This window comes from Bacillus cereus group sp. MYBK95-2, assembly GCF_051915225.1.
Lineage (GTDB): Bacteria > Bacillota > Bacilli > Bacillales > Bacillaceae_G > Bacillus_A > Bacillus_A cereus.
In genome coordinates, this window is record NZ_JBQAEH010000001.1 from 1,235,759 (window position 1) to 1,259,862 (window position 24,104).

A 24,104-nucleotide genomic window follows, 5' to 3' on the forward strand; every position below is an offset into this window, starting at 1 on the left:
TAATAGAAAACCGACATGAATATATTTAGACATGTCGGTTCATTTGTCTTTATTCTATATTATTTCTCATACTGCTTCATAATACGAGCTAATTCATCGTCAACAGCAGAATTTTTGTTTAAGCTTGCGAATTCATCATCTAATGATTTTTCTTTCTTATAAACTTCACCGCTTGCTTCCGCTTCAGCCTCTAATTGAAGGGCTTTCTCTTCCATACGGCTTAAACCAGCTTTTGCTGAGTTTGAATCAAATCCAGACATCGCCTGATTAATATTCTTTTGTGCTTTCGCCGCATTTACACGCGCTACAAGTGTTTCACGTTTATTTTTCAGCTCATTTAATTGCTTACGCATTTCTTCTAGCTTTAGGCGCAGGTTATCAGCAGCAGCTTTATTTTGCTCGTAGCTTGCTTTATACTCATTCATTTTTTGCTCTGCATTTTGTTTTTCTTCTAATGCACGACGCGCAAGATCTAAGTTATTAGCTTGAACAGCCGTATGAGCCTGCTCTTCACGTTTTTTCACAAGTGCTTCTTGCTCTTCAAATAATATTTTGAATTTCTTCTCAAGTGCGATTTGAGCTGCTACACTTTTCTCAGCCTCTTGTACATCGGCTTGCATATCGCGTAAATATTGATCAGTCATCTTAACTGGATCTTCCGCTTTTTCAATTAACGAATACACATTTGACATTGTTAAATCTCTTAATCGTTTAAATACAGACATCTAAATTCCTCCTATGATATACCTCATATTTCAAATTCACTACTTGGAAAACTGAAAAATCTCCCTTTACAGTAAAGAATATTCATTTTACAGCCTATGTGTTTATTATAACAAAACTAATATGTCCTTACATGTTATTTCCAAAATACATCCATTATAATATGACATTCTATATACAATATTGTATTTCTAATATATTCTCATTATCCCTCTTTGAAATTAACTTACTTTTGTGCAATTTCACTAAATTACATAAGTGTAATGTTACTGTAAGCTAACTCGATAGTTGCATTCCGATATTTCTTATACACTAATACCAGAAGCAACAAACAAGCTTCTTCACATGTAAGCACTAATACAAAAATTGTATTTACTATAAAACATATAAAAGGAGAAATCATCATGAAAAAATTAGTAGGAATCGGATTAGCAGCAGCAATTTCACTTGGAGCATTATCAGGTTGTTCTTTATTAGGAGAGAAAGCGAACGGCTTTGTACTGTACGGATCAGAAGAACAAGTTCAGCAAATTACAGATAAAAACAAAAAAGAAGTGAAAGAAAAAGACTTCTATAAAATGAAAATGACAACATTAGATGGTAAAAAAGTTCTTGTAATGGATAAGAAAACTGGTGAAGAACTAGTGAAAAAAGAGTTACTTAACAAAGTTGATGAAAAAGACAACACGAAACCACTTGATAAATTACCAGCTGTAACAACAGAACAAGGTGTATTATTTGCAAAAGAAAAAGTAGAAAATGCTGCACTTGATGGGGCAAAATTAAAATATGAAGGCAACACAATTATCGGAAGTGGTCGTGCATATACAGATATGTATGCGATTGTCGATGACGCAACTTACAGCAATGTAAAAGGTGATGAAAAATCTGTAGGTGTATTAAAATTTGATAAAGACCCAAGTAAAGAATTCCCTGGTTACAAAGGCGTAGAAGCTTCTCAACTTGTAAAAATTAAAAAGTAAAACAAAAAAGCTTTGCGAAATTCGCAAAGCTTTTTTCTATTTATTATGAGCAATTTGCTCCATATCCGGGCTACAAGTTTGCGACTGACATGACTTATTTAAAGAACATGCCGCGCATTTTCCTTTTTTACTTCTCTTTACAAAATTAACTAACGTATATGCTGCATAACCAAAAATGATAGCTCCAATTATAATATTGACCATCATCACAATACATCTCCTTCTAGAATCCGAGTAAGGATCCAACTTGGTATATAATGAGCGTTAATACATAAGCAACTACGAGTGGATAAACGACTGAGAAAATCGTCCACTTCGCTGATCCTGTTTCACGTTTAATAACAGCTACCGTCGCTAAACACGGAACATATAATAAAATAAAGAACATAAATGCATAAGCTGATAATGCTGTATAATGTGCTCCCATTACATTTCCAAGCACATCTTCTTTAACTGCATAAATAATTGCCATTGTAGAAACGACAACTTCCTTCGCTAAAAATCCTGTTAAAAGGGATGCTGCAGCTTGCCACGTTCCGAAGCCGAGCGGTGCAAATAATGGTGCGATAAATCCACCAATCATCGCTAAGTAGCTATCTCCCATATCAACGCCGAATCCTGATGGACCTGCATAGTTTAATAACCAAATAACAACCGAACCACCAAAGATGAATGTACCAGCTTTACGAACAAATCCCTTTCCTTTCTCCCACGTGCTTAGCCATAATGTTTTTGCTTGTGGCACACGGTAAGGCGGTAATTCAATTACGAAAATAGACTTTTCCGCTTTCAAAATTGTAAGAGACATAATTTTTGTAACTAATAACGCAAGAACAATCCCTGCAACATATAAAGAAAATACAACAGTCGCCTGACTATGCGGGAAAAATACGCCCGCAAATAATGCATATACAGGTAATCGTGCTGAACAAGACATAAATGGTGTTACTAAAATGGTAAGTAAACGTTCTTTTTCCTGTTCAATCGTTCTCGCAGCCATGATACCTGGAACGTTACATCCAAAACCGATAATCATCGGAATAAAAGCTTTTCCGTTTAAGCCGAAAAACTCCATAATTCTATCCATAACAACTGCAATTCGCGCCATATACCCTGAGTCTTCTAATAATGAAATAAAAAAGAATAGTGCAAAGATTTGTGGTACGAATACTAATACAGCACCAACACCGGCAATAATACCTTCTGTAACTAGTGCTTGAATAAAATCAGAAGCTCCAATACTTGTAAGTCCAGCCGTCACCCAATCCGTAAGCTGGCCACCAAAAAACTCATCTAACATATCCGATAAAGGTGTACCAATCCACGTAAACGTAACCTGAAAAATAAAAAACATAACTGCTAAAAAGATTGGAAGTCCTAAAATTTTATGTGTAATTAATCTATCAATTTTTTCTGAAAAAGGAATTTTCCCTTCTTTCTCATGCTTCATAACATTTGTTTTTAACTTTTCAATATACGCTTCACGAGTTTTGTAAATGTGCTCTTCTAACGTACAATCAAGTCTTCCTTCTAAGCGAGATCGAATGGCTATGAGTTCCTTATAAATTGGTAATGCTTTCATTTCTTTTTCTACTACTTCGTTATTGCTTAAAAATTGAAGTGCTAACCATCTCGGATGCTCGTAATTCGCTGTCTCTAAAAGAGCAATTACTTCTCCAATTCCTTCATCCATTTGTACACCATATGAAATAAGGAATGGCTTTTTCTCTTTTTTGTCATTTTCTTTAAGAGTCGTAAGCAGTTCTTCACAGCCTTTTCCACTTCTTGCAACAACAGGAACGACTGTTACACCTAATAGCTCTGATAATCGTTTTACATCAATGACAATTCCTCTTTGCTTCGCCACATCAACCATGTTTAAACCAATTGAGACTGGCTTACCAAATTCAATTAACTGCAACGTTAAATGCATATTTCTTTCAAACTGCGAGGAATCTACGATATTTAACATATGATTAAATTCTTCTGTTAATAGAAAGTTTGTTACAACACCTTCATCACGTGAAACTGGATTTAAATCATACACACCTGGCAAATCAATTAATGTTCCTTGTCTATCTTTTAATTTACCAATCTTCTTTTCTACTGTTACACCGCTCCAGTTTCCTACGTATTCATAAGAACCAGTAAGTGCATTAAATAATGATGTCTTCCCTGTATTCGGATTCCCTAGCAAAGCTACCTTATTCACGCTAATTCCACCTTTATCATTTTCGCGTCACAATGACGAATACTAATTAACTGTCCACGACACTCCAATGTACAAGGACCTTTGAACATCGCTTTCTGTTTCAGGCGAAGTTCGCTTCCTTCAGCAAGACCGAAAGCAGCTAGTCTACGCTTTAATAGCTGATCTAAAGACTGAATACTTTTTACTAACACTTTCTCTCCAATTTTAATATCTACTAAGCTCATAACCTTCCCCCTCAGAAGAGAATGATAATTATTTTCAAAAAAATTATACCACACCCAATTTCTCTTGTACTATACCCTTTTGCTTCATATTTATTAACATTTCGCTACAATTCTATTTCAATTATTGTCATACTGTATTCGTTTGCCATTCTCATCCATTTCGCTTACAATAAACAATAACAAATAAAGAATTTCGTTATCACTGGGGGAGCCATGCCGCTGAGAGGGAACACTTCGTTCCGACCCTTCGAACCTGTTAGTTAATGCTAACGCAGGGATTGTGCAAACGTCCGAAATACATACCTCATTTTTATTTACGTATTTCGTATCCTCCTATGATATCTATTCTTTTTTGTACAACTTGGATTTAGGGGGAGACAACATGCGTAACACCAATTTACAAGCGATGATCGAATCTGCTATTCTTGCAGCCTTCGCCATGATTATCGATATTTTACCATTATCACTTAAACTTCCAACAGGCGGTTCTATCTCATTCGCTATGATTCCTATTTTTATTATTGCTTACCGCTGGGGCTTTAAATCAGCTTTCTTAGGCGGTTTAGTTTGGGGACTATTACAAATTGTCGTGGGAGATGCTTATATTTTAACACCTGTTCAAGCATTCATTGAGTACTTCATTGCCTTTGCTTTTATCGGATTTGCTGGCTTATTCTATCGTCCAATTCAAAAAGCACTTTTAACATCCAATGAAAATAGCTTAGAACAATCAAATTTAGGTAACCGTAAAGACAAACCTTCATCAAAACAAAATCAGGGTAAGAAAGTCCTTGCTTATATTATCCTTGCTACATTTATCGGTAGCTTTGCTCGCTATTTCTGCCACTTTATTGCCGGCATTATTTTCTGGGGACAATATGCGCCGAAAGGTCAATCAGCTGTGTTATATTCATTAATCGTAAATGGAAGTACAATGCTTGGTTCTTTTATTTTATGTACCGTTTTACTTATATTTTTATTTATCACTTCACCACGATTATTCAAGAGCATCAGTGCTTATCAAATGAATACACAAAAAAAGGGCGCTTAATGAGCGCTCTTTTTTCATATCGTAATATCAATTAAAAATACAATAAATGCGCAAAAGAAAATAAATACCATTATACTTAGCCAATTGCTATGCACGGTTCATCGACTCCTTACATAACCTCATTTTCTAAACAAATTATACTGATTAAAAATAAAGATTAGGTAAAGATAATATGAAAATAAATTAAAAAAGCATAGATCATATTGTCTACGCTTTTTTCGGTAAATAGAAATAAAATAATACACCATCTTCTGTATTTTCTGCCCCATATTCAGCATCATGTAGTTCTAAAATATTCTTTGAAATAGCAAGCCCAAGCCCCGTCCCACCTTGTGAACGCTGACGAGCTGTATCCACGCGATAAAAACGATCCCAAATTTTATCTAATTGCTCTTCTTCAATATGAGTACCTTTATTTTCAATGCACACTTTTATACGATTCTTCTCATCTATTGTAGAAATAATAATATCCTCTTTATTTGGTGTATATCGTATAGCATTCGTAATGAAGTTCACGATGACTTGTTCAATCCGGCCTTGATTTGCAATCACTTCAAATGAACTTATATTTTTATGAATATGAAGTTCTTTTTTCTCTATTTCCACAGATAGATGTTCACATATACCTTCAATTACTGTATCAATATAAAACGAATCTTTTTTCATTTTATATGTACCAGATTCAAATTTAGCTAACTCAAGCATATCCAAAATTAACGTATCCATTTTGTCTACTTCTCTCTCCATTGCCTGAAAATAATACTCTTTTTTATGTTCAGCTACCCCGTCTTTTAAAATAGAAATACAGCTTTTCATAATACTTAGCGGTGTTTTTAATTCATGTGAAACACCAGAAATGAATTCTTTTCGCGTCTTTTCTAACTTTCTTTCCTTTTCAATATCTTCTTCTAACTGTCCAATATGCGAATGGAGTTTATTTGATAGCACATTAATATTTTTCGATAAATCTCCAATTTCATCTTTCGAAGTAATCGGTATTTTTTCTGTGAAGTCTAAATGCGCTATTTTCTTTGTTGTATCATTTATTTTCAATAATGGCTTTGCAATTTGTTTTGAGTAATAGAACGAAGCTAAAAAAATAAGAACGACTACAAATGCAATGATATAGATATAATAATCTTGCACCATTTGTACAGCTTCATCTACCGGCTGTAAAGAAGCCATCGCATAAATATATGTTACCGATCCGTCTTTTTCTTTTATTGGTTTCATTAATAATTTATATTTTATATCATTCTTTTCGTAGTCCATTGTCTTTGTTGAATACTCTATTTGATTACTCTCTTTTAGTAACACATCCGTTTGAAATTCTTTTATACTATCCAAAAATAAAGTGTTTTTATAAATTGGATTTACGGGGCCTTTTACATCTGGAAACTGTACTTTCGTAACACGCCCTCCTATGTAAACATCTGGTTCTTGAGCAGCTTGCTCCCGAACAGCCGGCTTCTTTTCCTTACCAACTTGTTCCACAGCTGCTTTCTTTTTCTCCTCATTTAATTTACTCATTTTCTCATTAAATGCTTTTTCTAACGGTTTATTAGATCCGCTTAAATTCTGCTTAGATAAAGAAAAAGAGAATGGAATAAAACTATCTTCTTTTCTCAATCCAGAAAAATAAATTTCTTGCCCTAAAAAATGCTCCGATAATTTATTATCAATCTCCTCTATATTGACGAGATTGCCTAAAGGAATTTTAAATATTTGTTGTCCAAAGCTCTTTTGTTGCCTACGATCTATCGTTACCTCAAAATAAAAATCATCTGCATGTTTTAAATTCCCGTTCTTATCTAATGTCGTAATCCACGTATTATTTTCTCTTAAAAAGTCTTGCTCTAGTTTCTGAATTTCTTCTGCATTTCCTGCATGATTTAAATAGTTCTTCTCAAAGGAATTTAAATTCACTTTAATATCTTCCACTTTTCGATTCGCATAATATTGTTTAAAAAATATCGTTTGTCCAATAAATATCGTCGCTAAAATTAACATGCATAATGCTGTTGTAAGAGTAAATAATTTTAGAACAATCCCTTTTCTCATATATTCCCCTCAAATTTATAACCAGTTCGTACTACAGTTGTAATATACTTTGCTTTCTCTCCTAATTTATTTCTTAAATTACGAATATGGCTATTCACCGTTCGATCATCGCCAGCAAATTCATATCCCCAAATTCTTGAAATGAGTTGCTCTCGCGTTAAAACAATTCCTTGATTTTTCATGAAATACGCTAATATTTCAAATTCTGTATGCGTTAAATTAATATCGGTTCTATCTACCGTAACAGTGCGAGACGGAAAATGAACGTGAATACCGTGGATTGATAATGTATCATCTTCATTCTCTAAAAGTTGCTTTGTCACTTTTCTGCTTTCTAATAACCTTTTCGCTCTTGCTAATAAAATTGGCGGACTATACGGCTTCGTCACATAGTCATCTGCCCCAAGTTCAAAACCAAGTAACGTATCGTCTTCATCTACGCGCGCCGTCAGCATAATAATAGGCACCTCGGACGTCTTTCGAATTCTTCGGCAAACAGACCATCCATCGAGTTCTGGCAACATAATATCTAAAATAACTAAATCAACCTCTTCTTCTTCAAATACAACTAAAGCCTCTTTCCCGTCCCTCGCTTCAAACACTACATATTGCTCACTTAAAAAATAATCTTTTAATATTTCACGTAATATGTCTTCATCTTCAACAATTAAAATATTTTTTGACATAATTTATATATCCCCCTCCCGCTTTCAGAAACTATAATTTCACTTTGAATAACTGCCAGTTAACTTCGCCTCGATAATATATCTATCTGGTGCATTCCCTATATAATTAAATGGGTAACAAGTTGTCAGTGTTAATATCGGTTCTTCTTTTTTTATAATAACAGTACGATCATCCGCATGAGTAATCCATGTCTTTTGAATTTCATATGTGTACGTTTTATTATCATACTCTAAAACAAGGGTATCCTTTTCTTTCAACTCTCCTAAATCTGTAAATACAGTATCTCGATGTCCACTTAGTACAGTATGTCCCCCTCCAGATGGAGTTGTCGTTAAATCACTAACGAACATACCCACTCCTTTTTTCAAAGTCGTATCATCCGCTCCCCAATATATAGAAAACTTCTTCTTTATTTTTGGTATGTTTAACATCGCTACCTTTTCTCCTTCTTTATGTTCTGTTTGAGAAGAAGGCACTTGAGAAGTTACAGGTGTTTCACGAGAAAGTTGAGTATCTTGTATATTTTTAAGACTCTTTATTTCTTCTGCAGTTAATTGCCCGGCAGAGCTTCTTCCTTTATACCATTCCACAGCATAATAGGATCCCATGAATAGCCCTATAGCCATCAATATGATACCGATATAATTGAGTAACTTCATTCTTCATTCCTCCATGCCAAAAATGGTAGGAGTAACCTACCATTTTTAATATATGAAATTATCCCATTCTTTATAGGAAAATATTTTATTTACGCTTTAATCTTATTGCGACGATTCAAACCAAATAATGTACCTACCGCTACAAGACATGCACTTAATCCCATCATTGCTACATTATTTGATGCTGTATTTGGTAATTTTTCACCTTGTACAACTGGCTTTGCTACTTCTTTTTTAGCTACTTCATTCTTTTGCTCGGCTTTTATCGCTGCTTCTTTTTTTGCCATATCGTTTTTTAACTGTTCTTGCGCTATTCTCTTTTTCTCTTCTTCACTTTTTTTCTCAGCTTTTATTGCTTCCTCTTTTTTAGCCATATCACTTTTTTCTTGTACTTGCGCTGCTTGCTTTTTCTCCTCATCACTCTTTTGCTGTTCCTTAATTGCTTCTTCTTTTTTAGCTTTATCTTGTTGCACTTGCGCTTCTTCCTTTGTTACTGTTCCAGTATCTGCACTCGCTACTGAAGAATATCCTACTGTTAAAAGTGCCATTGCACAAATTGGTAATAGTCTCTTTTTCATTTTCATTCTCTCCTTATATTTTATTCACATCAACTCGCACCGGATGTATTACTAGAATAAGCAAGAGATATAAATATAAGATGCAGATGAAATATATTTCATTTAAAGATTTCATTGTAGAAAAAGAAAAAAACATCGCAATATGTACGATGTTTTTTTCGGGTGTGTGTCTCAATTATTTACATGTTACTTTCGCGTGATTTGGAAGTAGAACGGGCTGGAGCGATAACTAATTGTCTCGGCTCAGTTTTCTTGAAGTGATTTTTGACGTTACACTTACGACGTTGAACAACCCACGCTTTAATAGGGTTTGTTAAAATAATCTTTTGCTCTTCGTTAGGGGCCTCTTCTTCAAACCTACAACTCTCGCTCCATTTATTCCATTTCATTGTAAATTTAGAAGAAGAATGATCATCTTCACGATCAAACAAGTGCAAAAAATCCATTTTTCCATCTAGCATTACGGTGTTACTAGTCGCTAAAAAAGAAAAGGTCGTCCAACGTTTCTCCATGCCCTCCTACTCCTTTTTCACATATAGAGTGCCTAAAACTTAATTTACCTAAAATATGCTTGCCTTTTACCTTACACCCATAGTTTATCCAAAATGCTATTATGCAACTATCGATTTGCCTTACAACTACCTTACATTTTTGTAAGAAACAAAAAAACCTTCACTCTATATAATGAAGGTTTCTTACTTTTTATCTATATGATCTCTCATATCATCAAGTCCAGCTTCTTTTAGCTGCGACATCATACCGTGCGAAATTGCTCCTAACACTAAAGTCATTCCAATTAATGAAATACGAATCGCAGGTACATCAATTACGTAAGCCAACAGGCCAAGAACAATTGTTAAAAGTAATGCTTTTATAAATGTTACACTTGTGTACTGTTTCTTCTTCATCATATTCACCCTTTATGGAAGCGTTTTCTTAATATACTTAGTATATCATATCATCAGATGATTTTGTCGTTATCTTTGTAAAAAATTACTATCTCCTTTGACTTTTTCTATTCTATCCTTTACAGTCGAAATGTTCGCAAGTTTTACACTGTAGGAGGATTACAATGAATATTGAAATAAAAGACACTTTAATTTCTGAAGAACAATTACAAGCAAAAGTTAAAGAATTAGCACTTCAAATCGAACGTGACTTTGAAGGAGAAGAAATCGTAGTTATCGCAGTATTAAAAGGTTCATTCGTATTTGCTGCTGATTTAATTCGTCACATCAAAAATGATGTAACAATTGACTTTATTTCTGCATCTAGCTACGGAAATCAAACAGAAACAACAGGAAAAGTGAAACTACTAAAAGATATCGACGTAAACATTACTGGCAAAAACGTAATTGTCGTAGAAGACATTATCGATTCTGGTTTAACACTTCACTTCTTAAAAGATCACTTCTTTATGCATAAACCAAAAGCGTTAAAATTCTGTACGCTACTTGATAAACCTGAGCGTCGTAAAGTGGACTTAAAAGCTGAATATGTTGGCTTCCAAATTCCAGACGAATTTATCGTTGGCTACGGTATCGACTGTGCAGAAAAATATCGTAACTTACCATTTATCGCTTCAGTTGTAACGGAATAATATAATAAAATAAACTTTCATCAATTACTGGTGGAAGTTTATTTTCTATCACAATTCGTAAAAGACAAAGGGAGAGAAAAAAATGACAAAGACAAAATTTGAAAAAGTACTCCTCATCGTAAATCCGAAAGCTGGACAAGGTGACTTACATACAAATTTAACGAAAATCGTACCATCTCTTGCCGCAGCTTTTCCTGACTTACATATCCTTCATACGAAAAAGCAAGGTGATGCAACAAAATATTGCCAAGAGTTTGCTAGTAAAGTAGATTTAATTATCGTCTTTGGTGGTGACGGCACTGTATTTGAATGCACAAATGGCTTAGCACCTCTTGAAACTAGACCTACACTTGCAATCATTCCAGGCGGAACTTGCAACGACTTCTCTCGCACACTTGGCGTTCCGCAAAACATTGCAGAAGCGGCAAAACTTATTACAAAAGAACATATAAAACCAGTTGACGTTGCAAAAGCAAATGGACAACATTTCTTAAACTTCTGGGGGATTGGTCTCGTATCTGAAGTATCAAACAATATCGATGCAGATGAAAAAGCAAAGCTTGGTAAAATCGGTTACTATTTAAGCACAATTCGAACTGTAAAAAATGCTGAAACATTCCCAGTAAAAATTACTTATGACGGACAAGTATATGAAGACGAAGCTGTCCTTGTCATGGTTGGAAATGGTGAATATCTTGGTGGTATTCCATCCTTTATTCCGAACGTAAAATGTGATGACGGAACACTTGATATTTTCGTAGTCAAATCAACAGGTATTCAAGCATTTAAAGATTACATCGGAAAGAAACTATTCGAGGATTCAAATGAAAATGACATCTTCCACGTAAAAGCAAAATCCATTCATATTGAAACGAAAGAAGAAAAAGAAGTAGATACAGATGGAGAAAGTTCGCTTCATACACCTTGTCACATTGAATTATTACCAGGACACTTTACGATGATTTATAATCCTGCGGTTGTGTAAAGAAAAAAACGAGTGCTAGCACTCGTTTTTTCTCTTCTAATCTAGCTATGTCTTTGAATCATTTCTTGTATTTCTTTAACTCTCTCTAAAGTAATTCCATTTCTTTGTTCGATTGCTAAAGGATGCTCGGTTGGCTCTAATTCAACATACGGTGCCGTTCCAACTTCTCTTATATGTACATTTGTTTTTAAATTTAATGTTTCTGGATAAACTGGTATTTCTACAGATAACCAACCAAAATAAGGATCACTATTTTCTCGGCCTCTCTCATCCCACTTTTCTAATACTTCATCATAACTTTCTTTACTAAGTGATACCCACACAGTCCATATGAAATTTTCGTGGTAATCAATGATAGGAAGCTCTAAACAACCTCTAATAAAATAGAAGAATGGCTTGTTTGCATACTCTAGTTCTTTTTATGTACAATGAAGGAAAGAAGCACCTTCATATAAGGGAGAGGACAAACTTTGTTCAACCAACAGTTAGTTAATTTACGCATTGATTTTGCATTTAAACAATTGTTTGGTACGAATGGTAGCGAAGATATTCTAATTGCATTTTTAAATGCTATGTTACAAGAGTCTTTAGAGTCGCCCATTGCTTCTCTACAACTAGAAGATCCACATTTACACAGGGAATATGAAGAGGATAAGTTATCTATTTTAGACATTTCAGCGACATTAGACACAGGAACAAAAGTCAATGTAGAAATACAACTCAATAATAATCACGATATGGTTAAACGCAGTTTATATTATTGGGGAAGACTATACACATCTCAACTACAAAAAGGGATGCCCTACAGTGCACTTCACAAAACCATCACCATAAACTTACTAAACTTCGTAATGTTTTCGGAACACCCAGCCTTCCATACAACGAGCATATTATGGAATACACAACAAAAAAAAATCCTGAGTGAAGACATAGAAATCCGCATTATAGAAATTCCAAAGTTAACTGAACAATGGCATGAAGAAAAAGTAAATCCGTGGAAAGATCCATTTGTTCGTTGGCTTTTATTGCTTTCAGCAAATGAGGATGAGCACTTAACTAAACTATTGGAGGATATTGCTATGAACCAAGACCCTATTTTACAAAAAGCAATAAATAAATGGGAACGTATGAGTCAGGATTCTTCTTTCCGACAAGCCTATGACGCAAGGGAGAAAGTTTTAATGGATGAAGCAGCAAAATTCGCCCATGCAGAGACAGAAGGAATTAAAAGAGGAATGGAACAAGGAATTAAAAAAGGGCTTGAAAAGGGTATTGAAAAAGGCATTCAACAGGGCATTGAAAAAGGTCGAAAAGAGGGAGTCCAACAGGGGCAATTTCAAATGATTAAGAATATGTATGATCTTGGTATACCACTTGAAACGATTGCTAAGGCAAGTAAATTAAGTTTGCATGAGATTGAGCATATTTTAGGACATAAATAGTGATAAAAAAAGAGCTTGAATAGTTTCAAGCTCTTTTTTATCAACTCTCCTCGATATCATCCAATTGAGTCTTATAACATTTATCACACTCTGGACTCGTAGGAAGAATCCCTCTTTCATCAGGTAATAAAACCCTCAAAACTTCTCGATCCATCTCTGCGAAAGACTTCATAATAATGGGATATCTTTCTCTAAAAAGGTTAACATCCATACAGTTTTTCCTTTATCGTTCATCAGTAGCACTTTATGGTTTAACTTCCAAGCCACTTCACTAACATGATGAAACATCTTTGTTAATACGCCTTAATCAATTTCAAGCCAACCCATTCCCATAGAAAGAAATAACACTCCATTTAAATACCATTTTCATGCACACCTCATTTTAACTAAAAAAAGCGAAAGAGAACATAATTTTCACTACGCTCTCTTTCGCTTTTTCAAAAACTGTATACCTTATTTTCATTTACTAACAATCCTGAAATAAGAACGAACTGTTAAGCAATAATAACCAATATAAATAACACTATACACCCCGATGCTAATTAGTAACGGAACTGCAATTTCATACGGAATAACTGTCGCTAATCCTTTGAGCGCAAATAAAGTGTGTAATATACCAACTACTAAAGGAATAAAGAAGATAAATCTCATTTGCTTCGCAATGGCTTTTTTCATTTCTTTTTTCGTGACACCGAGTTTTCGAAGAACGATGTAACGTTCACGATCTGCATGTGCTTCTGTTAATTTTTTGAAATAAATAATAGAGCCTGTTGCAAGTAAAAATACAAGTCCTAAGAATATACCACTAAACATCATTAACCCTGACGTTTCAATACCGCTGCGGAATATTGTATAGAAGTCACTGAATTGCTCTCTTCCTTCTGCATCTTCTTCCGATATTACTTTCTTTAATTTCTCCGTTAACACTTTACTATTTCTTTCGTCTTTCACATCAATATTTTTCACAGTATGAGAGCCAATTGTCTTCTTTGCTTGCTCATACACTTCATCCGGAACGACAACTAGAAGTTCATATAAGTTTGTAATGTTTTTTGCTTGTACATCTTTCACTTGTACTGGTGCTACTTCTTCAATTGGGAATGTAGCTTTTCGATTTTTATATACGCCACTATCTCTCTTACCTTCACTGTACATGCCATCAAATGCATACAATTCGTTCTTCTTTAAATCTAGAGTTTCTTCATTTAAATATTTTGCGATTGTATTAAATGATGATTGCGCGATAAGTTCTGTTGTTCTTGATTGTAATGAAGTGCCATCACCGTATTCTCCTACTACTTTTACCGTCTCTAATTCATATTGATGAATGACTTCATTCTGTCCTTCTTTTAAAATCTCATTTACTTTACGATCTAATTCCATATCTTTCTTTTCATAAGAATAACTAACTGGATGATATTTCTTCGCCTGCATATATGTGTTGTAATACATCGTTACAGAAGTTCCAACCGCCGTTAACGTTACTGCGCTTAATACGGCAATTGTTGCTAACGATTTTGCATTTCCTTTAATGCGGTATAGTAACTGAGACGTCGTAACCATTTTCATTCCGTTATAAAATGCGGATTTTTTATTTCGCACTCTTTTTAATGCAAAAACGGTAAAGAACATAAATAATAAATACGTTCCAAGTACTGTCGCTAATAAAATGTAAAGTGCAAGGGGCATAAAGTTATCACCGCTCACATTTTTAATAGCCGTTACTGACAAGAAATAACCTGATCCAATTAATAATAAAGAAATGAAAGCCATTATTTTCGAACCTTTTGGCATGACTTCGCCTTCGTTATCTGCACGGAATAGCTCGATTAACTTAAATTGATAAATAACGCGGTATCCTTTAAACGATGTGTATAAAATGATGAGACAAAAAATAACTGTTGTATCTATAACCGCTCCAACTGGTACTTCAAAATGAACATTTACATGTAGCTCTAACATATTTAAAAGTAGCTTTAGGAATCCTTTTGAAAGTAAACTACCAATTACAATTCCGATTACTAATGATAATAAACCCATTAACATATTTTCATAAAACAGCATTTTACCTATTTCTTTTTTTCGAATACCGAGTAAAGAATAAAGACCTATTTCTTTCTTACGCTTTCGTGTAAAGAAACCATTCGAATATATAATAAATATTGCAACGAAAATAATGAGCATTACGCTCGCAAGCTGGAATCCTCGTCCAATGTTATCTCCAGCTTCACTTATTTGTGAATTGTATTGCAACGCCTTAAACGTAAAATAAATGACGATGCTAAAAATCATGGAAGCAAAGTATATAAAATAATCTTTAAAATTTCGTTTTATATTACGAAGGGCGATGCTAGATAAGCTCATTTGCCGCACCCCCAGAGATTGAAGACATCATATCAATAATTTGTTGGAAGAACTGTTTTCTTGTCATCTCTTTGCGATGTAATTCTTTATATAACTTTCCATCTTTAATAAATACAACTCGTTTACAATAACTTGCCGCAAACGCATCATGCGTTACCATTAAAATCGTTACAAGATCTTTTTCATTTAATGTCTTCATACTTTCTAATAAATCCGTCGCTGACTTCGAATCAAGCGCACCAGTTGGCTCATCTCCAAAAATCATACTTGGATTTGTTACAATCGCTCTTGATGCCGCGCAGCGTTGTTTTTGTCCGCCTGAAGCTTCATACGGATACTGATTTAAAATATGATCTATCCCAAACTTCTTTGCAATCTCCTCAACGCGAGATTCTACTTCTCTCGCCTTCACCTTTGATAAAGCAAGTGGCAATGCAATATTTTCTCGCACTGTTAACGTATCTAATAAGTTATAATCTTGAAAAATAAATCCTAAATGATTACGGCGAAAAAGTGCCAATTCATCATCATTCATCTTCACAATATCTTTTCCATCAATTAAAATCTCACCTTTTGAAGCCGTATCAATAGTAGAAAGAACATTCAAAAGTGTCGTCTTACCAGAACCAGACGGTCCCATAATACCGACAAACTCTCCTTCTTTCACTTGCAGTTGAATATCTTTCAACGCTTCAAACGTATTCCCGCCTGTATCATATATTTTCGAAATCCCTTTCGCTTCTAACATTGTTTTCATCTATTTGTACCTCCTGTTATAATTCGTGATGTTCTCTTTAAGCAACAGAATTCAGTATAGATACATTTTCTTAACAAATAGTAATGGGGTTTCTTAATATTTTCTTAAAAAGAAAAATCCAAAATCATAAGAATTGATTTTGGATTTAATATAGTTAAAATATTAAATTACATTTCGAACAAAAAGGAGCCGAATTCCCTTTTCTAATTTTCGCATCACATTTTGGGCAATATACATATCGCTCTTCTATCATTTGTCGCTCTATCATATGTAAGGATACTATTCTCATACTGCACATAATCCCAATTAATATAAGGCTAACAATGAGTAGCATACCTCTCGCCCTCCCCCTTTATCATTTTACCATAAAATAACAAACCCGATTCTCTCATCTAGAACCGGGTTTATACTTACAATCCTAACTTCACCTTCGCGCCATCAGGAATTATTTCTTCTTCTATTTGTACCTTATCGTGCACAGACTTTCCTCTCGTAATTACATGCCAGTAGGAACCTTTTTGTAATGTATCCACTCCATCAATTGTTATCTCTTTTTCGTTTCCATCCTTATCATATGTGTTCACTGTGTATGCACGGCCTTTATTTCCACCTAAATCTTTTCCATCGTTATCAATTACCGCATAACGATATTCTAATTTAAGAAACGGATTCATGGAATCTACTGTAGCACTCCCATTTAACAAATATGCCGCTCCTGCTATGATGACAAGTAATGATCCTAAAATAAATCTTTTCATCTATATTCCGCCTTTCATTATGTTTTTCTATAAGACCTTTCTAAGTATAGAGAGCATTTCTTAATAAAAACTCGTGCGGTTTCTTAACTTTTTCTTAATGTCACAGGGCTTTGCATCAGCACTTCGATAAATAAAGCCATATTAATAATAAAAGGAGGCTGCCGCCTCCTTTATTTACTCATCACTGTATTTCTTTTTTGTCTGTAAAAATAAAACACACTCACAATCAATGCAATACTCCCGCCAAAATACAAACCATACTCTATCGCAGCTGCTACAATCCTTTCAATATGTTGTCCAAATAAAGAACCGAGCACAAAATAAACGAGTGTCCAAACAAATCCTGTCGTATAGGAATACAAAGCATATATCCGAAATGACATGTTATTCATCCCAACTAAATACGGTACGATATGTCTTACAACTGGTATGAAATAGCTTGTAACTAACGCGTACTGTCCGTATTTATCAACCATTTCTTGTGATTTCATCAAATACTTCGCTTTTTTCTTTTTCATTAATTTATGGAGTACCTTCGTTCCAAAAACCTTCCCTAATATATATCCTAAAGAAAGCCCTGATACAACACCTAAATATGTTAATACGAATGAAGGAACAACACTTAATATACCTACTGAAGATACGAAACCACCACTCATAACAATCATTTCATCTGGAATTGGCATACCGATAATCCCTAACCATAAACAGAAAAATAAAGCCCAATAACCGTATTGTTCAATATAAGATAATAATTCATGTAATTCCATTATGCATATGCTCTCCTTAGTTCTTTTTTGCAACTAAAGACGTAGGCTGGCGGGAAATTAAGCCATACTTTTTCTAGTGTAATTTCAGGGAAGAAATGCTGTATAAACCCTTTTTTCACAAGTGAATATTGAAATGTAATGAACTCACCATTCTCATGTATCGCTTCCATCGCATTATTTAAAATGCGCTTTGAAACTTCTTCTGGTAAAGAAGTGAAAGGCAACCCTGATAAAACGTAATCAATGCATTCTATATTGTGCTCCCCCATATACTTCTTTATATTTTCAGCTGAACCGTGTACAACAATGACATTCTGCTCATCTTTAAACTTTCTTTTTAATTCTTTGAAAAATACTTCATTAATTTCAATAAGAAGAAATATCGTTTCCTTCTTTTTTCTCTTCATAATCTCTTTCGTAAAAACCCCTGTGCCAGGCCCTAACTCTACAATACATTTCGCTTTATTAAAATCAATTACATCGACCATTTTCTTTGCTAATATTTTTGAACTTGGCGCAATTGCACCAGTATGTTTTGGATGCTTTATAAATTCATGTAAAAATGTAATGAGCTGCATGTAAACCTCTCCTCATTCGTTCGATAGTTTTTAACTTGTGTCTAAGTATAACTATCGTTTCTTAATAAAAATTGAGGAAGTTTCTTAAGATTTTATGAAGAATAAAAAAAACAGCTATCGCGTGTAGCGATAGCTGCCCCTTATTACTTCGCACTCACGATCTTATAATAAGAACGAACCGTTAAGAAGTAATATCCAATATAGATGACACCGTATACTCCAATACTAATGAGAAGCGGAATCATAATTTCAAATGGTAATATATTTGATAAACCTTTTAGTGCAAATAAACTGTGTAAAATACCGATTACTAACGGAATAGCGAAGATAAAGCTTACTTGTTTTGCGATAGCTTTCTTCATTTCTTGCTTCGTTACACCAACTTTATGAAGGACAATGTAACGATCACGGTCAGCACTTGCTTCTGTTAATTGTTTAAAGTAAATGATTGAGCCTGTTGCTAATAGGAATACTAATCCTAAGAATAACCCAATAAACATCATTAAGCCTGTCGTTTCAAGCCCCATTTGGAATCCTGTATAGAAATCGTTAAATGGTTTTAAAACTTCTGATTCTCCAGCTGGCATAATGCTTGCTAATTTTGCTGTTAACTCTTTACTATTTCGCTCACCTTTTACATCAATATTTTTTACAGTACGCGTTTCGTTTACTTGTTTCACTTGCTCATATGTTTTATCAGGAACGATTACAAATAGTTCATTTAAATTTGTAAGGCTTCTATTATTTACACCTTTAATTTTTAATTCTTTTGACTCATTTCCAACAGGGAATACAGCTGTATTTCCTGTATAAAGAGGACCAAAATCAAGTTTCTCAATATATAAGCTATCATATACGAAAGCTTCATTCGCACTCAAATTTACAGGTTCTACATCTAAATGTTTCACATGTTTATTAAAGCTTGATTGAGAAATAAGCTGGTACTGATTCGTAACATTATAGTGTGTGTTCAGAACTTGATCAGCTCTTTCACCTTTAAATGTTCCTTTCACAGGAATCATTTCAACTTCTGATTCATATGTGACTGGGTGATTATTCTTCTCTCCAGCAAGTATTTCATTTACTTTTTTATCTAATGCTGCATCTTTTTTCTCATAGGAATAACTATACGGCGCAGCAACTTTTGATTGCGTAAATGTATTGTAATACATCGTAACTGACGTACCAACCGCTGTTAATGTAACTGCACTTAAAATAGCGATTGTCGCCAATGATTTCGCATTTCCTTTAATACGATATAGTAACTGCGATGTCGTTACCATATTCATACCATTATAAAATGCTGACTTATTATTTCTTGCACGTTTCAATACAAATACTGTGAAGAACATGAACAGTAAATAAGTCCCTGCTACTGTCGCTAATAAAATATATAATGCAACGACCATAAAGTCTGCATACATAACTGCTTTCATGTACATTAGCGCTAAAAAATAACCTGAACCGATTAAGAAAACTGAAATTAATGCCATGATGACAGATCCTTTTGGCATTGCTTCTCCTTCACGTTCTGCACGGAAAAGTTCAATTAACTTAAAGCGATAAATTAAACGATATCCTTGAAGTGATGTATATAAAATAATCACAAAGAAAATAATTGCTGTATCAATAATAGCAGCCATCGGTACTTCAAAATGAACATTTAAATTTAATCCCATCATATTTACTAATAACTCAAGGAATAATTTCGAAAGGACACTACCAATCGCAATCCCGATTACTAATGACATTAATCCCATTAACATATTTTCATAAAAGAGCATTTTACCAATTTGTCTTTTACGAATACCTAATAACGAATATAAGCCAACTTCTTTTTTACGTTTACGTGTAAAGAATCCGTTCGAATATATAATGAACACTGCTACGAAAATGATAAGCATCACACTGGAAACTTGGAACGCTCCGCTAATCTTTTTAGAAGCTTCTGCTGCTTTTTCCATTTGTGAATTATATTGCAGTGCTTTAAATGTAAAATAAATAACGATACTAAAAATCATAGATGCGAAATATACAAAGTAGTCTTTAAAGTTCCGCTGTATGTTGCGGAGGGCAATGCTAGATAAGGTCATCAGCCATACCTCCAGAAATAGAAGACATTACGTCAACAATTTTTTGGAAGAACTGTTTACGCGTTGATTCACCACGGTGCAATTCTTTATATAGTTCACCATCTTTAATGAAAATAACTCGTTTACAATAACTTGCTGCAAATGCATCATGCGTTACCATTAAAATTGTTGAGTTATCATATTCATTTAATGACTTCATACTTTCAAGTAAATCTGTTGCAGATTTAGAATCAAGCGCTCCAGTTGGCTCGTCCCCGAAAATCATACTTGGATTCGTAACGATTGCACGTGATGCTGCGCAGCGCTGCTTCTGTCCACCAGATACTTGATATGGGAACTGACTTAAAATATGATCAATGCCAAATTTCTTTGAGATTTCAAGAACGCGGCGATCAATCTCACTCGCTTTCACCTTTGATAACGCAAGTGGTAAAGCAATATTCTCTTTCACTGTTAACGTATCTAATAAGTTATAATCTTGGAAAATGAAGCCTAAATGATCGCGGCGGAATAATGCTAACTTATCATCATTCATTTTCACAATATCTTTTCCATCAATTAAAATTTCACCGTTCGTCGCATTATCAATTGTAGAAAGAACATTTAGTAAAGTCGTCTTACCAGAACCAGAAGGTCCCATAATTCCAACGAACTCACCTTCTTTTACTTGTAAGTTAATACCTTTTAACGCTGCAAATTTATTACCACCCGTGTCATATACTTTTTCAATATTTTTTGCTTCTAATACTGTTTTCATCTCGACATCCCTCATTTCTTCTATTCTCTATTTTCAACTATATACACTCTCTACTCTTGCCACTATCGATGTTTCTTACACAAACATGACAGTTATGTAAGGCACATAAGTAAAGAAATCAAAAAGTTAACGTAATGAATTAAAGTACTTTGTTACTATAACATTGGGATATCATACCATCCATTCATTCTCCTTACAGGAACATTACAATTTTGTAAGGTGAAAAATGCACCTACAAAGTTGTGCACGAAATGTCGGATGGAGCTATTTCGTTCCTGCTATTCTATGTACAGAGGAGGTCATAATATGGATTCACTTAAAAATATGAATGCTGCAATGCGCTATATTGAAGATAACCTTACGAATGAAATTGATTTTAAAGAAGTTGCGAGGCTAGCTCTTTGTTCTGAGTATCACTTTAAAAGAATGTTTTCGTTTTTAGCAGGTATATCACTATCTGATTATATTCGCTGTAGACGTCTTACTCTCGCTGCCTTTGAACTAAAAAACAGCAATGTAAAAGTCATTGATATCGCTATAAAATATGGATACAACTCACCAGATTCATTCGCTCGTGCATTTCAAAACTTGCACGATATAACACCTTCAGAAGCCCGAAATAGTAGCCATTCTTTGAAGGCTTATTCACCAATGACCTTCCAATTATCCATTCAAGGAGGAAATGAAATGAATTATCGAATTGAAGAAAAAGAGCCATTTCGAATTATAGGTATTACAAAACGAGTACCAATCGTTTTTAACGGTGTAAATAAAGAAATTGCTTCTATGTGGAAAAGTTTAAACCCAGAGTCTATTCAAACATTAAAGTCCCTTTCGAACATTGAACCTACTGGAATTATTAGTGCTTCTACTAATTTTTCTGAAGGAAGAATGGAGGAAAAAGGAGAACTTGATTACTATATTGGAGTAGCCACAACAAAGGATTGTCCAGAGCAATTCGCGCAACTTGAAGTCGCAGCTTCAACATGGGCTATATTTGAAGCTGTCGGTCTATTTCCTGATGCATTACAAAATGTGTGGGGACGTATTTATTCTGAATGGTTCCCTTCTTCGAACTATGAACTAGCGGAAGGACCGGAAATATTGTGGAATGAACAGAAAGATATATCTTCTCCAAACTTTAAAAGTGAAATTTGGATACCGGTTTTGAAGAAGTGATAAAAAAAACAAAGCTGCTCTTCCCTAAAAGGAAAAGCAGCTTTATTTACATTTTCAACTCTTCTTTATAAATACTATATGACTTTATTGTTGATACGATAATACATATTAATATGATTCCAATCCCCATAAAAATATTAAATGGATCTGGAAGCAAAGCCCCGGCATATATACAAAGTGAACCTATTACAAATACCCTCGAAGCAAATCTATGTGTTTTTCTCCAAACTACAGGATTTTCTAATGTCCAGTCCATTCGAATGCCTACTAACCCGTTCGGCTTCGTTTGTTGCATGTAATTACCTAGTACAAGAAACAATGTTCCAAGTCCAAAATTAAATGCAATTGAGCCCGATGCAATATAATTAGACGCTGCTAATAGTGCAAATATGTTACATCCAAATCCGATAAAGAGAATGGCATAATTAATCGCTGAAAGAACTTTGGATTGCTGTGTAGACTTATCTTTTATGAATCCAAAAACTAGCCATATCATATAGAGCACTACCATACTACCTATCGAGAATGAACTTGCTTCTATTTTAGAAAAATATCCATCTACTACTCCTGCTGCATTATAATGGCGTGGAATTTGTTCTGGTAAATATGTCCATACAATATACCATCCAATTGCAATGCCAATAATTAAACTCCATGGTACTACGTGTCTTTTCATCCTCTCTCCCCCATAATTTTTTATTAGGCCCCTATTTCTTTTTTATAAGCAATATATGAATATCCCATCGTTAATCCTACTGCACCAATAATAATTCCAACCATTACGAAAGATTTCCACGCCACTGGTGCAAAAACACTTAAAATCATAATGATCCCCAATGCAACAAACACCTTTCCGCTAAAACGGTGCGTTTTTCTCCACACTTCTTCGTTACTTAATGTCCACGGTGTTTTTATACCTACAAAGTAGTTTGGTTTACATTGTGGTAAATAGTTTCCGATGACTATAAATAAAATACCCACTAATAATTCCGGCACGCGATTAATGAATAAATTGTATCCTAATCCACTTGTAATAATATCTATATTCCCTACAAATAGTAGCAGTAGTATCCCGTTATTCATCATCATAAAAGCTTTAGAAAACTTCTCGTAGTTCGCTTTCTTTGGATCAATCTTTGGTAACACGTTTAGAAAAATATATAAAACAATCATAATTCCAACCATAGAAAGCATTCCATACAATTTAGAAGAATATCCATCTACTTTACCGCCGCTCCAATGCGTTGCAATTGTATCCGGTAAATGTGGCCAAGCAAACGCCCAAGCTAAACAAGTTATAACAATTAATAAGATTGCAAAAAGATGCTTTTTCATTTCCCCTCTTCCCCCTTATTCGTAAATGTAAACACCCAAGTCAATAAATCTTGAAAGACCGTTGTGTTTAAAGAGTACATAACGAATTGCCCTTTCTTTTCATCTTGAATAAGTTCAGCATTTTTAAGTGCATTTAAGTGGTGTGAAATACTTGGTTTTGTCATATTGAAATGTTCAGCAATCTCACCAGCGGTTAGATCGCCTTCTTTTAATAAGTCTAAAATTTTTCGCCTTGTTGGATCTGCTAATGCTTTGAATGCTTGATTCAATGTCTTTCTTCCTTTCGATAATTAGACATTTAGATATTT

At 34.2% G+C, this 24,104-nt stretch carries 27 protein-coding genes, 1 pseudogene and 1 riboswitch; of the genes and pseudogenes, 6 read left to right on the forward strand and 22 right to left on the reverse strand.

The annotated features are described in order from the left end of the window. Window positions 1–59 precede the first annotated feature (59 nt). Entirely contained in the window at window positions 60–725 is a 666-nt protein-coding gene (locus ACTFN4_RS06445; protein WP_000110290.1) for a PspA/IM30 family protein, read from the reverse strand. 402 nt (window positions 726–1,127) lie between these two features. On the opposite strand from ACTFN4_RS06445, the gene ACTFN4_RS06450 reads away from it, so the two are divergent. Continuing rightward, on the forward strand, window positions 1,128–1,706 hold the full coding sequence (locus tag ACTFN4_RS06450; RefSeq protein ID WP_439962149.1) for a lipoprotein BA_5634 family protein: 579 nt from the start codon (window positions 1,128–1,130) through the stop codon (window positions 1,704–1,706). 36 nt (window positions 1,707–1,742) lie between these two features. Here the strand turns inward: ACTFN4_RS06450 and ACTFN4_RS06455 are convergent, their stop codons facing one another. From ACTFN4_RS06455 to ACTFN4_RS06465, 3 genes are read right to left on the reverse strand one after another with little or no spacing between them, the layout of a single operon-like run. Beyond that, window positions 1,743–1,913, reverse strand: coding sequence for a FeoB-associated Cys-rich membrane protein (locus ACTFN4_RS06455; RefSeq protein WP_000989598.1), 171 nt, complete (start codon window positions 1,911–1,913; stop codon window positions 1,743–1,745). 16 nt (window positions 1,914–1,929) lie between these two features. Further along, the gene (gene feoB, locus ACTFN4_RS06460) at window positions 1,930–3,918 is read right to left on the reverse strand and encodes a ferrous iron transport protein B (protein WP_439962150.1); all 1,989 of its coding nucleotides are present in this window, start codon (window positions 3,916–3,918) and stop codon (window positions 1,930–1,932) included. Continuing rightward, window positions 3,915–4,142 carry a FeoA family protein gene (locus ACTFN4_RS06465; RefSeq protein WP_000060512.1) on the reverse strand — a complete coding sequence of 76 codons (228 nt, stop codon included), beginning with the start codon at window positions 4,140–4,142 and terminating at the stop codon, window positions 3,915–3,917. Before ACTFN4_RS06465 ends, feoB begins: the two co-directional genes overlap by 4 nt. 194 nt (window positions 4,143–4,336) lie before the next feature. Beyond that, window positions 4,337–4,438, forward strand: a riboswitch (TPP riboswitch). An 86-nt stretch (window positions 4,439–4,524) separates the two neighbouring features. Between ACTFN4_RS06465 and thiT the strand changes: the two genes are divergently transcribed. Continuing rightward, window positions 4,525–5,193 carry an energy-coupled thiamine transporter ThiT gene (gene thiT / locus ACTFN4_RS06470; protein WP_001246588.1) on the forward strand — a complete coding sequence of 223 codons (669 nt, stop codon included), beginning with the start codon at window positions 4,525–4,527 and terminating at the stop codon, window positions 5,191–5,193. 207 nt (window positions 5,194–5,400) lie between these two features. On the opposite strand, the gene ACTFN4_RS06475 is transcribed toward thiT, so the two are convergent. The 6 genes from ACTFN4_RS06475 to ACTFN4_RS06500 all read right to left on the reverse strand — a co-directional run bounded on the left by ACTFN4_RS06475 (window position 5,401) and on the right by ACTFN4_RS06500 (window position 10,089). Continuing rightward, window positions 5,401–7,254, reverse strand: a complete 1,854-nt coding sequence (locus ACTFN4_RS06475; protein WP_439962151.1) for a sensor histidine kinase — start codon at window positions 7,252–7,254, stop codon at window positions 5,401–5,403. Then, window positions 7,251–7,940: a response regulator transcription factor gene (locus ACTFN4_RS06480; RefSeq protein ID WP_000041856.1), complete on the reverse strand. Its 690-nt coding sequence runs from the start codon at window positions 7,938–7,940 to the stop codon at window positions 7,251–7,253. Before ACTFN4_RS06480 ends, ACTFN4_RS06475 begins: the two co-directional genes overlap by 4 nt. A gap of 39 nt (window positions 7,941–7,979) precedes the next feature. Further along, window positions 7,980–8,600 carry a class D sortase gene (locus ACTFN4_RS06485; RefSeq protein ID WP_000771595.1) on the reverse strand — a complete coding sequence of 207 codons (621 nt, stop codon included), beginning with the start codon at window positions 8,598–8,600 and terminating at the stop codon, window positions 7,980–7,982. A gap of 89 nt (window positions 8,601–8,689) precedes the next feature. Beyond that, complete coding sequence (locus ACTFN4_RS06490) at window positions 8,690–9,178, reverse strand: LPXTG cell wall anchor domain-containing protein (RefSeq protein ID WP_000746708.1); 489 nt, start codon at window positions 9,176–9,178, stop codon at window positions 8,690–8,692. A gap of 179 nt (window positions 9,179–9,357) precedes the next feature. Continuing rightward, the gene (locus ACTFN4_RS06495) at window positions 9,358–9,690 is read right to left on the reverse strand and encodes a hypothetical protein (protein WP_000415613.1); all 333 of its coding nucleotides are present in this window, start codon (window positions 9,688–9,690) and stop codon (window positions 9,358–9,360) included. 183 nt (window positions 9,691–9,873) lie between these two features. Beyond that, window positions 9,874–10,089, reverse strand: a complete 216-nt coding sequence (locus tag ACTFN4_RS06500) for a hypothetical protein (protein ID WP_002001286.1) — start codon at window positions 10,087–10,089, stop codon at window positions 9,874–9,876. Between the two features lie 161 nt (window positions 10,090–10,250). On the opposite strand from ACTFN4_RS06500, the gene hpt reads away from it, so the two are divergent. Both hpt and ACTFN4_RS06510 read left to right on the forward strand, forming a co-directional pair. After that, window positions 10,251–10,778: a hypoxanthine phosphoribosyltransferase gene (hpt, locus tag ACTFN4_RS06505; RefSeq protein WP_001019294.1), complete on the forward strand. Its 528-nt coding sequence runs from the start codon at window positions 10,251–10,253 to the stop codon at window positions 10,776–10,778. Window positions 10,779–10,860: 82 nt separating this feature from the next. Continuing rightward, window positions 10,861–11,763 carry a diacylglycerol/lipid kinase family protein gene (locus ACTFN4_RS06510; RefSeq protein WP_439962152.1) on the forward strand — a complete coding sequence of 301 codons (903 nt, stop codon included), beginning with the start codon at window positions 10,861–10,863 and terminating at the stop codon, window positions 11,761–11,763. 41 nt (window positions 11,764–11,804) lie between these two features. Here the strand turns inward: ACTFN4_RS06510 and ACTFN4_RS06515 are convergent. Next, window positions 11,805–12,149: pseudogene (locus ACTFN4_RS06515) on the reverse strand (DUF2199 domain-containing protein); the annotation flags it as partial. 84 nt (window positions 12,150–12,233) lie between these two features. Between ACTFN4_RS06515 and ACTFN4_RS06520 the strand changes: the two are divergent. After that, window positions 12,234–13,205 (forward strand): Rpn family recombination-promoting nuclease/putative transposase, encoded by a 972-nt coding sequence (locus tag ACTFN4_RS06520; RefSeq protein WP_430530686.1) that lies wholly within the window; start codon window positions 12,234–12,236, stop codon window positions 13,203–13,205. Window positions 13,206–13,664: 459 nt separating this feature from the next. Here the strand turns inward: ACTFN4_RS06520 and ACTFN4_RS06525 are convergent, their stop codons facing one another. The 8 genes from ACTFN4_RS06525 to ACTFN4_RS06560 all read right to left on the reverse strand — a co-directional run bounded on the left by ACTFN4_RS06525 (window position 13,665) and on the right by ACTFN4_RS06560 (window position 21,282). Continuing rightward, a complete protein-coding gene (locus tag ACTFN4_RS06525; RefSeq protein ID WP_439962153.1) occupies window positions 13,665–15,569 on the reverse strand; it encodes an FtsX-like permease family protein in 1,905 nt (634 codons plus the stop codon). Continuing rightward, window positions 15,556–16,326: an ABC transporter ATP-binding protein gene (locus ACTFN4_RS06530; RefSeq protein WP_000855633.1), complete on the reverse strand. Its 771-nt coding sequence runs from the start codon at window positions 16,324–16,326 to the stop codon at window positions 15,556–15,558. The genes ACTFN4_RS06525 and ACTFN4_RS06530 overlap by 14 nt, the downstream gene beginning before the upstream one ends. Before the next feature lie 154 nt (window positions 16,327–16,480). Continuing rightward, window positions 16,481–16,660 carry a hypothetical protein gene (locus ACTFN4_RS06535; protein ID WP_000924676.1) on the reverse strand — a complete coding sequence of 60 codons (180 nt, stop codon included), beginning with the start codon at window positions 16,658–16,660 and terminating at the stop codon, window positions 16,481–16,483. A gap of 76 nt (window positions 16,661–16,736) precedes the next feature. After that, the gene (locus tag ACTFN4_RS06540; RefSeq protein ID WP_000819387.1) at window positions 16,737–17,084 is read right to left on the reverse strand and encodes a YxeA family protein; all 348 of its coding nucleotides are present in this window, start codon (window positions 17,082–17,084) and stop codon (window positions 16,737–16,739) included. Window positions 17,085–17,254: 170 nt separating this feature from the next. Next, window positions 17,255–17,854 (reverse strand): DedA family protein, encoded by a 600-nt coding sequence (locus ACTFN4_RS06545; protein WP_000418943.1) that lies wholly within the window; start codon window positions 17,852–17,854, stop codon window positions 17,255–17,257. Further along, a complete protein-coding gene (locus ACTFN4_RS06550; RefSeq protein ID WP_001176066.1) occupies window positions 17,854–18,432 on the reverse strand; it encodes a class I SAM-dependent methyltransferase in 579 nt (192 codons plus the stop codon). Before ACTFN4_RS06550 ends, ACTFN4_RS06545 begins: the two co-directional genes overlap by 1 nt. Before the next feature lie 143 nt (window positions 18,433–18,575). After that, window positions 18,576–20,525: an ABC transporter permease gene (locus ACTFN4_RS06555; protein ID WP_000176150.1), complete on the reverse strand. Its 1,950-nt coding sequence runs from the start codon at window positions 20,523–20,525 to the stop codon at window positions 18,576–18,578. Continuing rightward, the gene (locus tag ACTFN4_RS06560) at window positions 20,512–21,282 is read right to left on the reverse strand and encodes an ABC transporter ATP-binding protein (RefSeq protein ID WP_000859655.1); all 771 of its coding nucleotides are present in this window, start codon (window positions 21,280–21,282) and stop codon (window positions 20,512–20,514) included. The genes ACTFN4_RS06555 and ACTFN4_RS06560 overlap by 14 nt, the downstream gene beginning before the upstream one ends. Before the next feature lie 306 nt (window positions 21,283–21,588). On the opposite strand from ACTFN4_RS06560, the gene ACTFN4_RS06565 reads away from it, so the two are divergent. Continuing rightward, window positions 21,589–22,461 carry an AraC family transcriptional regulator gene (locus ACTFN4_RS06565; protein ID WP_439962154.1) on the forward strand — a complete coding sequence of 291 codons (873 nt, stop codon included), beginning with the start codon at window positions 21,589–21,591 and terminating at the stop codon, window positions 22,459–22,461. A gap of 46 nt (window positions 22,462–22,507) precedes the next feature. On the opposite strand, the gene ACTFN4_RS06570 is transcribed toward ACTFN4_RS06565, so the two are convergent. From ACTFN4_RS06570 to ACTFN4_RS06580, 3 genes are read right to left on the reverse strand one after another with little or no spacing between them, the layout of a single operon-like run. Further along, window positions 22,508–23,137, reverse strand: a complete 630-nt coding sequence (locus ACTFN4_RS06570) for an SdpI family protein (RefSeq protein WP_000820685.1) — start codon at window positions 23,135–23,137, stop codon at window positions 22,508–22,510. Window positions 23,138–23,160: 23 nt separating this feature from the next. Further along, entirely contained in the window at window positions 23,161–23,796 is a 636-nt protein-coding gene (locus ACTFN4_RS06575; protein WP_000716355.1) for an SdpI family protein, read from the reverse strand. Next, window positions 23,793–24,065 carry an autorepressor SdpR family transcription factor gene (locus tag ACTFN4_RS06580; RefSeq protein ID WP_001070523.1) on the reverse strand — a complete coding sequence of 91 codons (273 nt, stop codon included), beginning with the start codon at window positions 24,063–24,065 and terminating at the stop codon, window positions 23,793–23,795. The genes ACTFN4_RS06575 and ACTFN4_RS06580 overlap by 4 nt, the downstream gene beginning before the upstream one ends. Between the last annotated feature and the right edge of the window lie 39 nt (window positions 24,066–24,104).

What these genes read in the sequence shown, in the direction of transcription:
- ACTFN4_RS06565 (WP_439962154.1), top strand. Translation starts at nt 21,589, where the DNA reads ATGGATTCACTTAAAAATATGAATGCTGCAATGCGCTATATTGAAGAT.
- ACTFN4_RS06535 (WP_000924676.1), bottom strand. Translation starts at nt 16,660, where the DNA reads ATGCTACTCATTGTTAGCCTTATATTAATTGGGATTATGTGCAGTATG.
- hpt (WP_001019294.1), top strand. Translation starts at nt 10,251, where the DNA reads ATGAATATTGAAATAAAAGACACTTTAATTTCTGAAGAACAATTACAA.
- ACTFN4_RS06525 (WP_439962153.1), bottom strand. Translation starts at nt 15,569, where the DNA reads ATGAGCTTATCTAGCATCGCCCTTCGTAATATAAAACGAAATTTTAAA.
- ACTFN4_RS06570 (WP_000820685.1), bottom strand. Translation starts at nt 23,137, where the DNA reads ATGAAAAGACACGTAGTACCATGGAGTTTAATTATTGGCATTGCAATT.
- ACTFN4_RS06540 (WP_000819387.1), bottom strand. Translation starts at nt 17,084, where the DNA reads ATGAAAAGATTTATTTTAGGATCATTACTTGTCATCATAGCAGGAGCG.
- ACTFN4_RS06455 (WP_000989598.1), bottom strand. Translation starts at nt 1,913, where the DNA reads ATGATGGTCAATATTATAATTGGAGCTATCATTTTTGGTTATGCAGCA.
- ACTFN4_RS06575 (WP_000716355.1), bottom strand. Translation starts at nt 23,796, where the DNA reads ATGAAAAAGCATCTTTTTGCAATCTTATTAATTGTTATAACTTGTTTA.
- ACTFN4_RS06475 (WP_439962151.1), bottom strand. Translation starts at nt 7,254, where the DNA reads ATGAGAAAAGGGATTGTTCTAAAATTATTTACTCTTACAACAGCATTA.
- ACTFN4_RS06555 (WP_000176150.1), bottom strand. Translation starts at nt 20,525, where the DNA reads ATGACCTTATCTAGCATTGCCCTCCGCAACATACAGCGGAACTTTAAA.
- ACTFN4_RS06495 (WP_000415613.1), bottom strand. Translation starts at nt 9,690, where the DNA reads ATGGAGAAACGTTGGACGACCTTTTCTTTTTTAGCGACTAGTAACACC.
- ACTFN4_RS06445 (WP_000110290.1), bottom strand. Translation starts at nt 725, where the DNA reads ATGTCTGTATTTAAACGATTAAGAGATTTAACAATGTCAAATGTGTAT.
- ACTFN4_RS06480 (WP_000041856.1), bottom strand. Translation starts at nt 7,940, where the DNA reads ATGTCAAAAAATATTTTAATTGTTGAAGATGAAGACATATTACGTGAA.
- ACTFN4_RS06450 (WP_439962149.1), top strand. Translation starts at nt 1,128, where the DNA reads ATGAAAAAATTAGTAGGAATCGGATTAGCAGCAGCAATTTCACTTGGA.
- ACTFN4_RS06485 (WP_000771595.1), bottom strand. Translation starts at nt 8,600, where the DNA reads ATGAAGTTACTCAATTATATCGGTATCATATTGATGGCTATAGGGCTA.
- ACTFN4_RS06545 (WP_000418943.1), bottom strand. Translation starts at nt 17,854, where the DNA reads ATGGAATTACATGAATTATTATCTTATATTGAACAATACGGTTATTGG.
- ACTFN4_RS06490 (WP_000746708.1), bottom strand. Translation starts at nt 9,178, where the DNA reads ATGAAAAAGAGACTATTACCAATTTGTGCAATGGCACTTTTAACAGTA.
- thiT (WP_001246588.1), top strand. Translation starts at nt 4,525, where the DNA reads ATGCGTAACACCAATTTACAAGCGATGATCGAATCTGCTATTCTTGCA.
- ACTFN4_RS06510 (WP_439962152.1), top strand. Translation starts at nt 10,861, where the DNA reads ATGACAAAGACAAAATTTGAAAAAGTACTCCTCATCGTAAATCCGAAA.
- ACTFN4_RS06500 (WP_002001286.1), bottom strand. Translation starts at nt 10,089, where the DNA reads ATGATGAAGAAGAAACAGTACACAAGTGTAACATTTATAAAAGCATTA.
- ACTFN4_RS06560 (WP_000859655.1), bottom strand. Translation starts at nt 21,282, where the DNA reads ATGAAAACAGTATTAGAAGCAAAAAATATTGAAAAAGTATATGACACG.
- ACTFN4_RS06465 (WP_000060512.1), bottom strand. Translation starts at nt 4,142, where the DNA reads ATGAGCTTAGTAGATATTAAAATTGGAGAGAAAGTGTTAGTAAAAAGT.
- ACTFN4_RS06550 (WP_001176066.1), bottom strand. Translation starts at nt 18,432, where the DNA reads ATGCAGCTCATTACATTTTTACATGAATTTATAAAGCATCCAAAACAT.
- ACTFN4_RS06530 (WP_000855633.1), bottom strand. Translation starts at nt 16,326, where the DNA reads ATGAAAACAATGTTAGAAGCGAAAGGGATTTCGAAAATATATGATACA.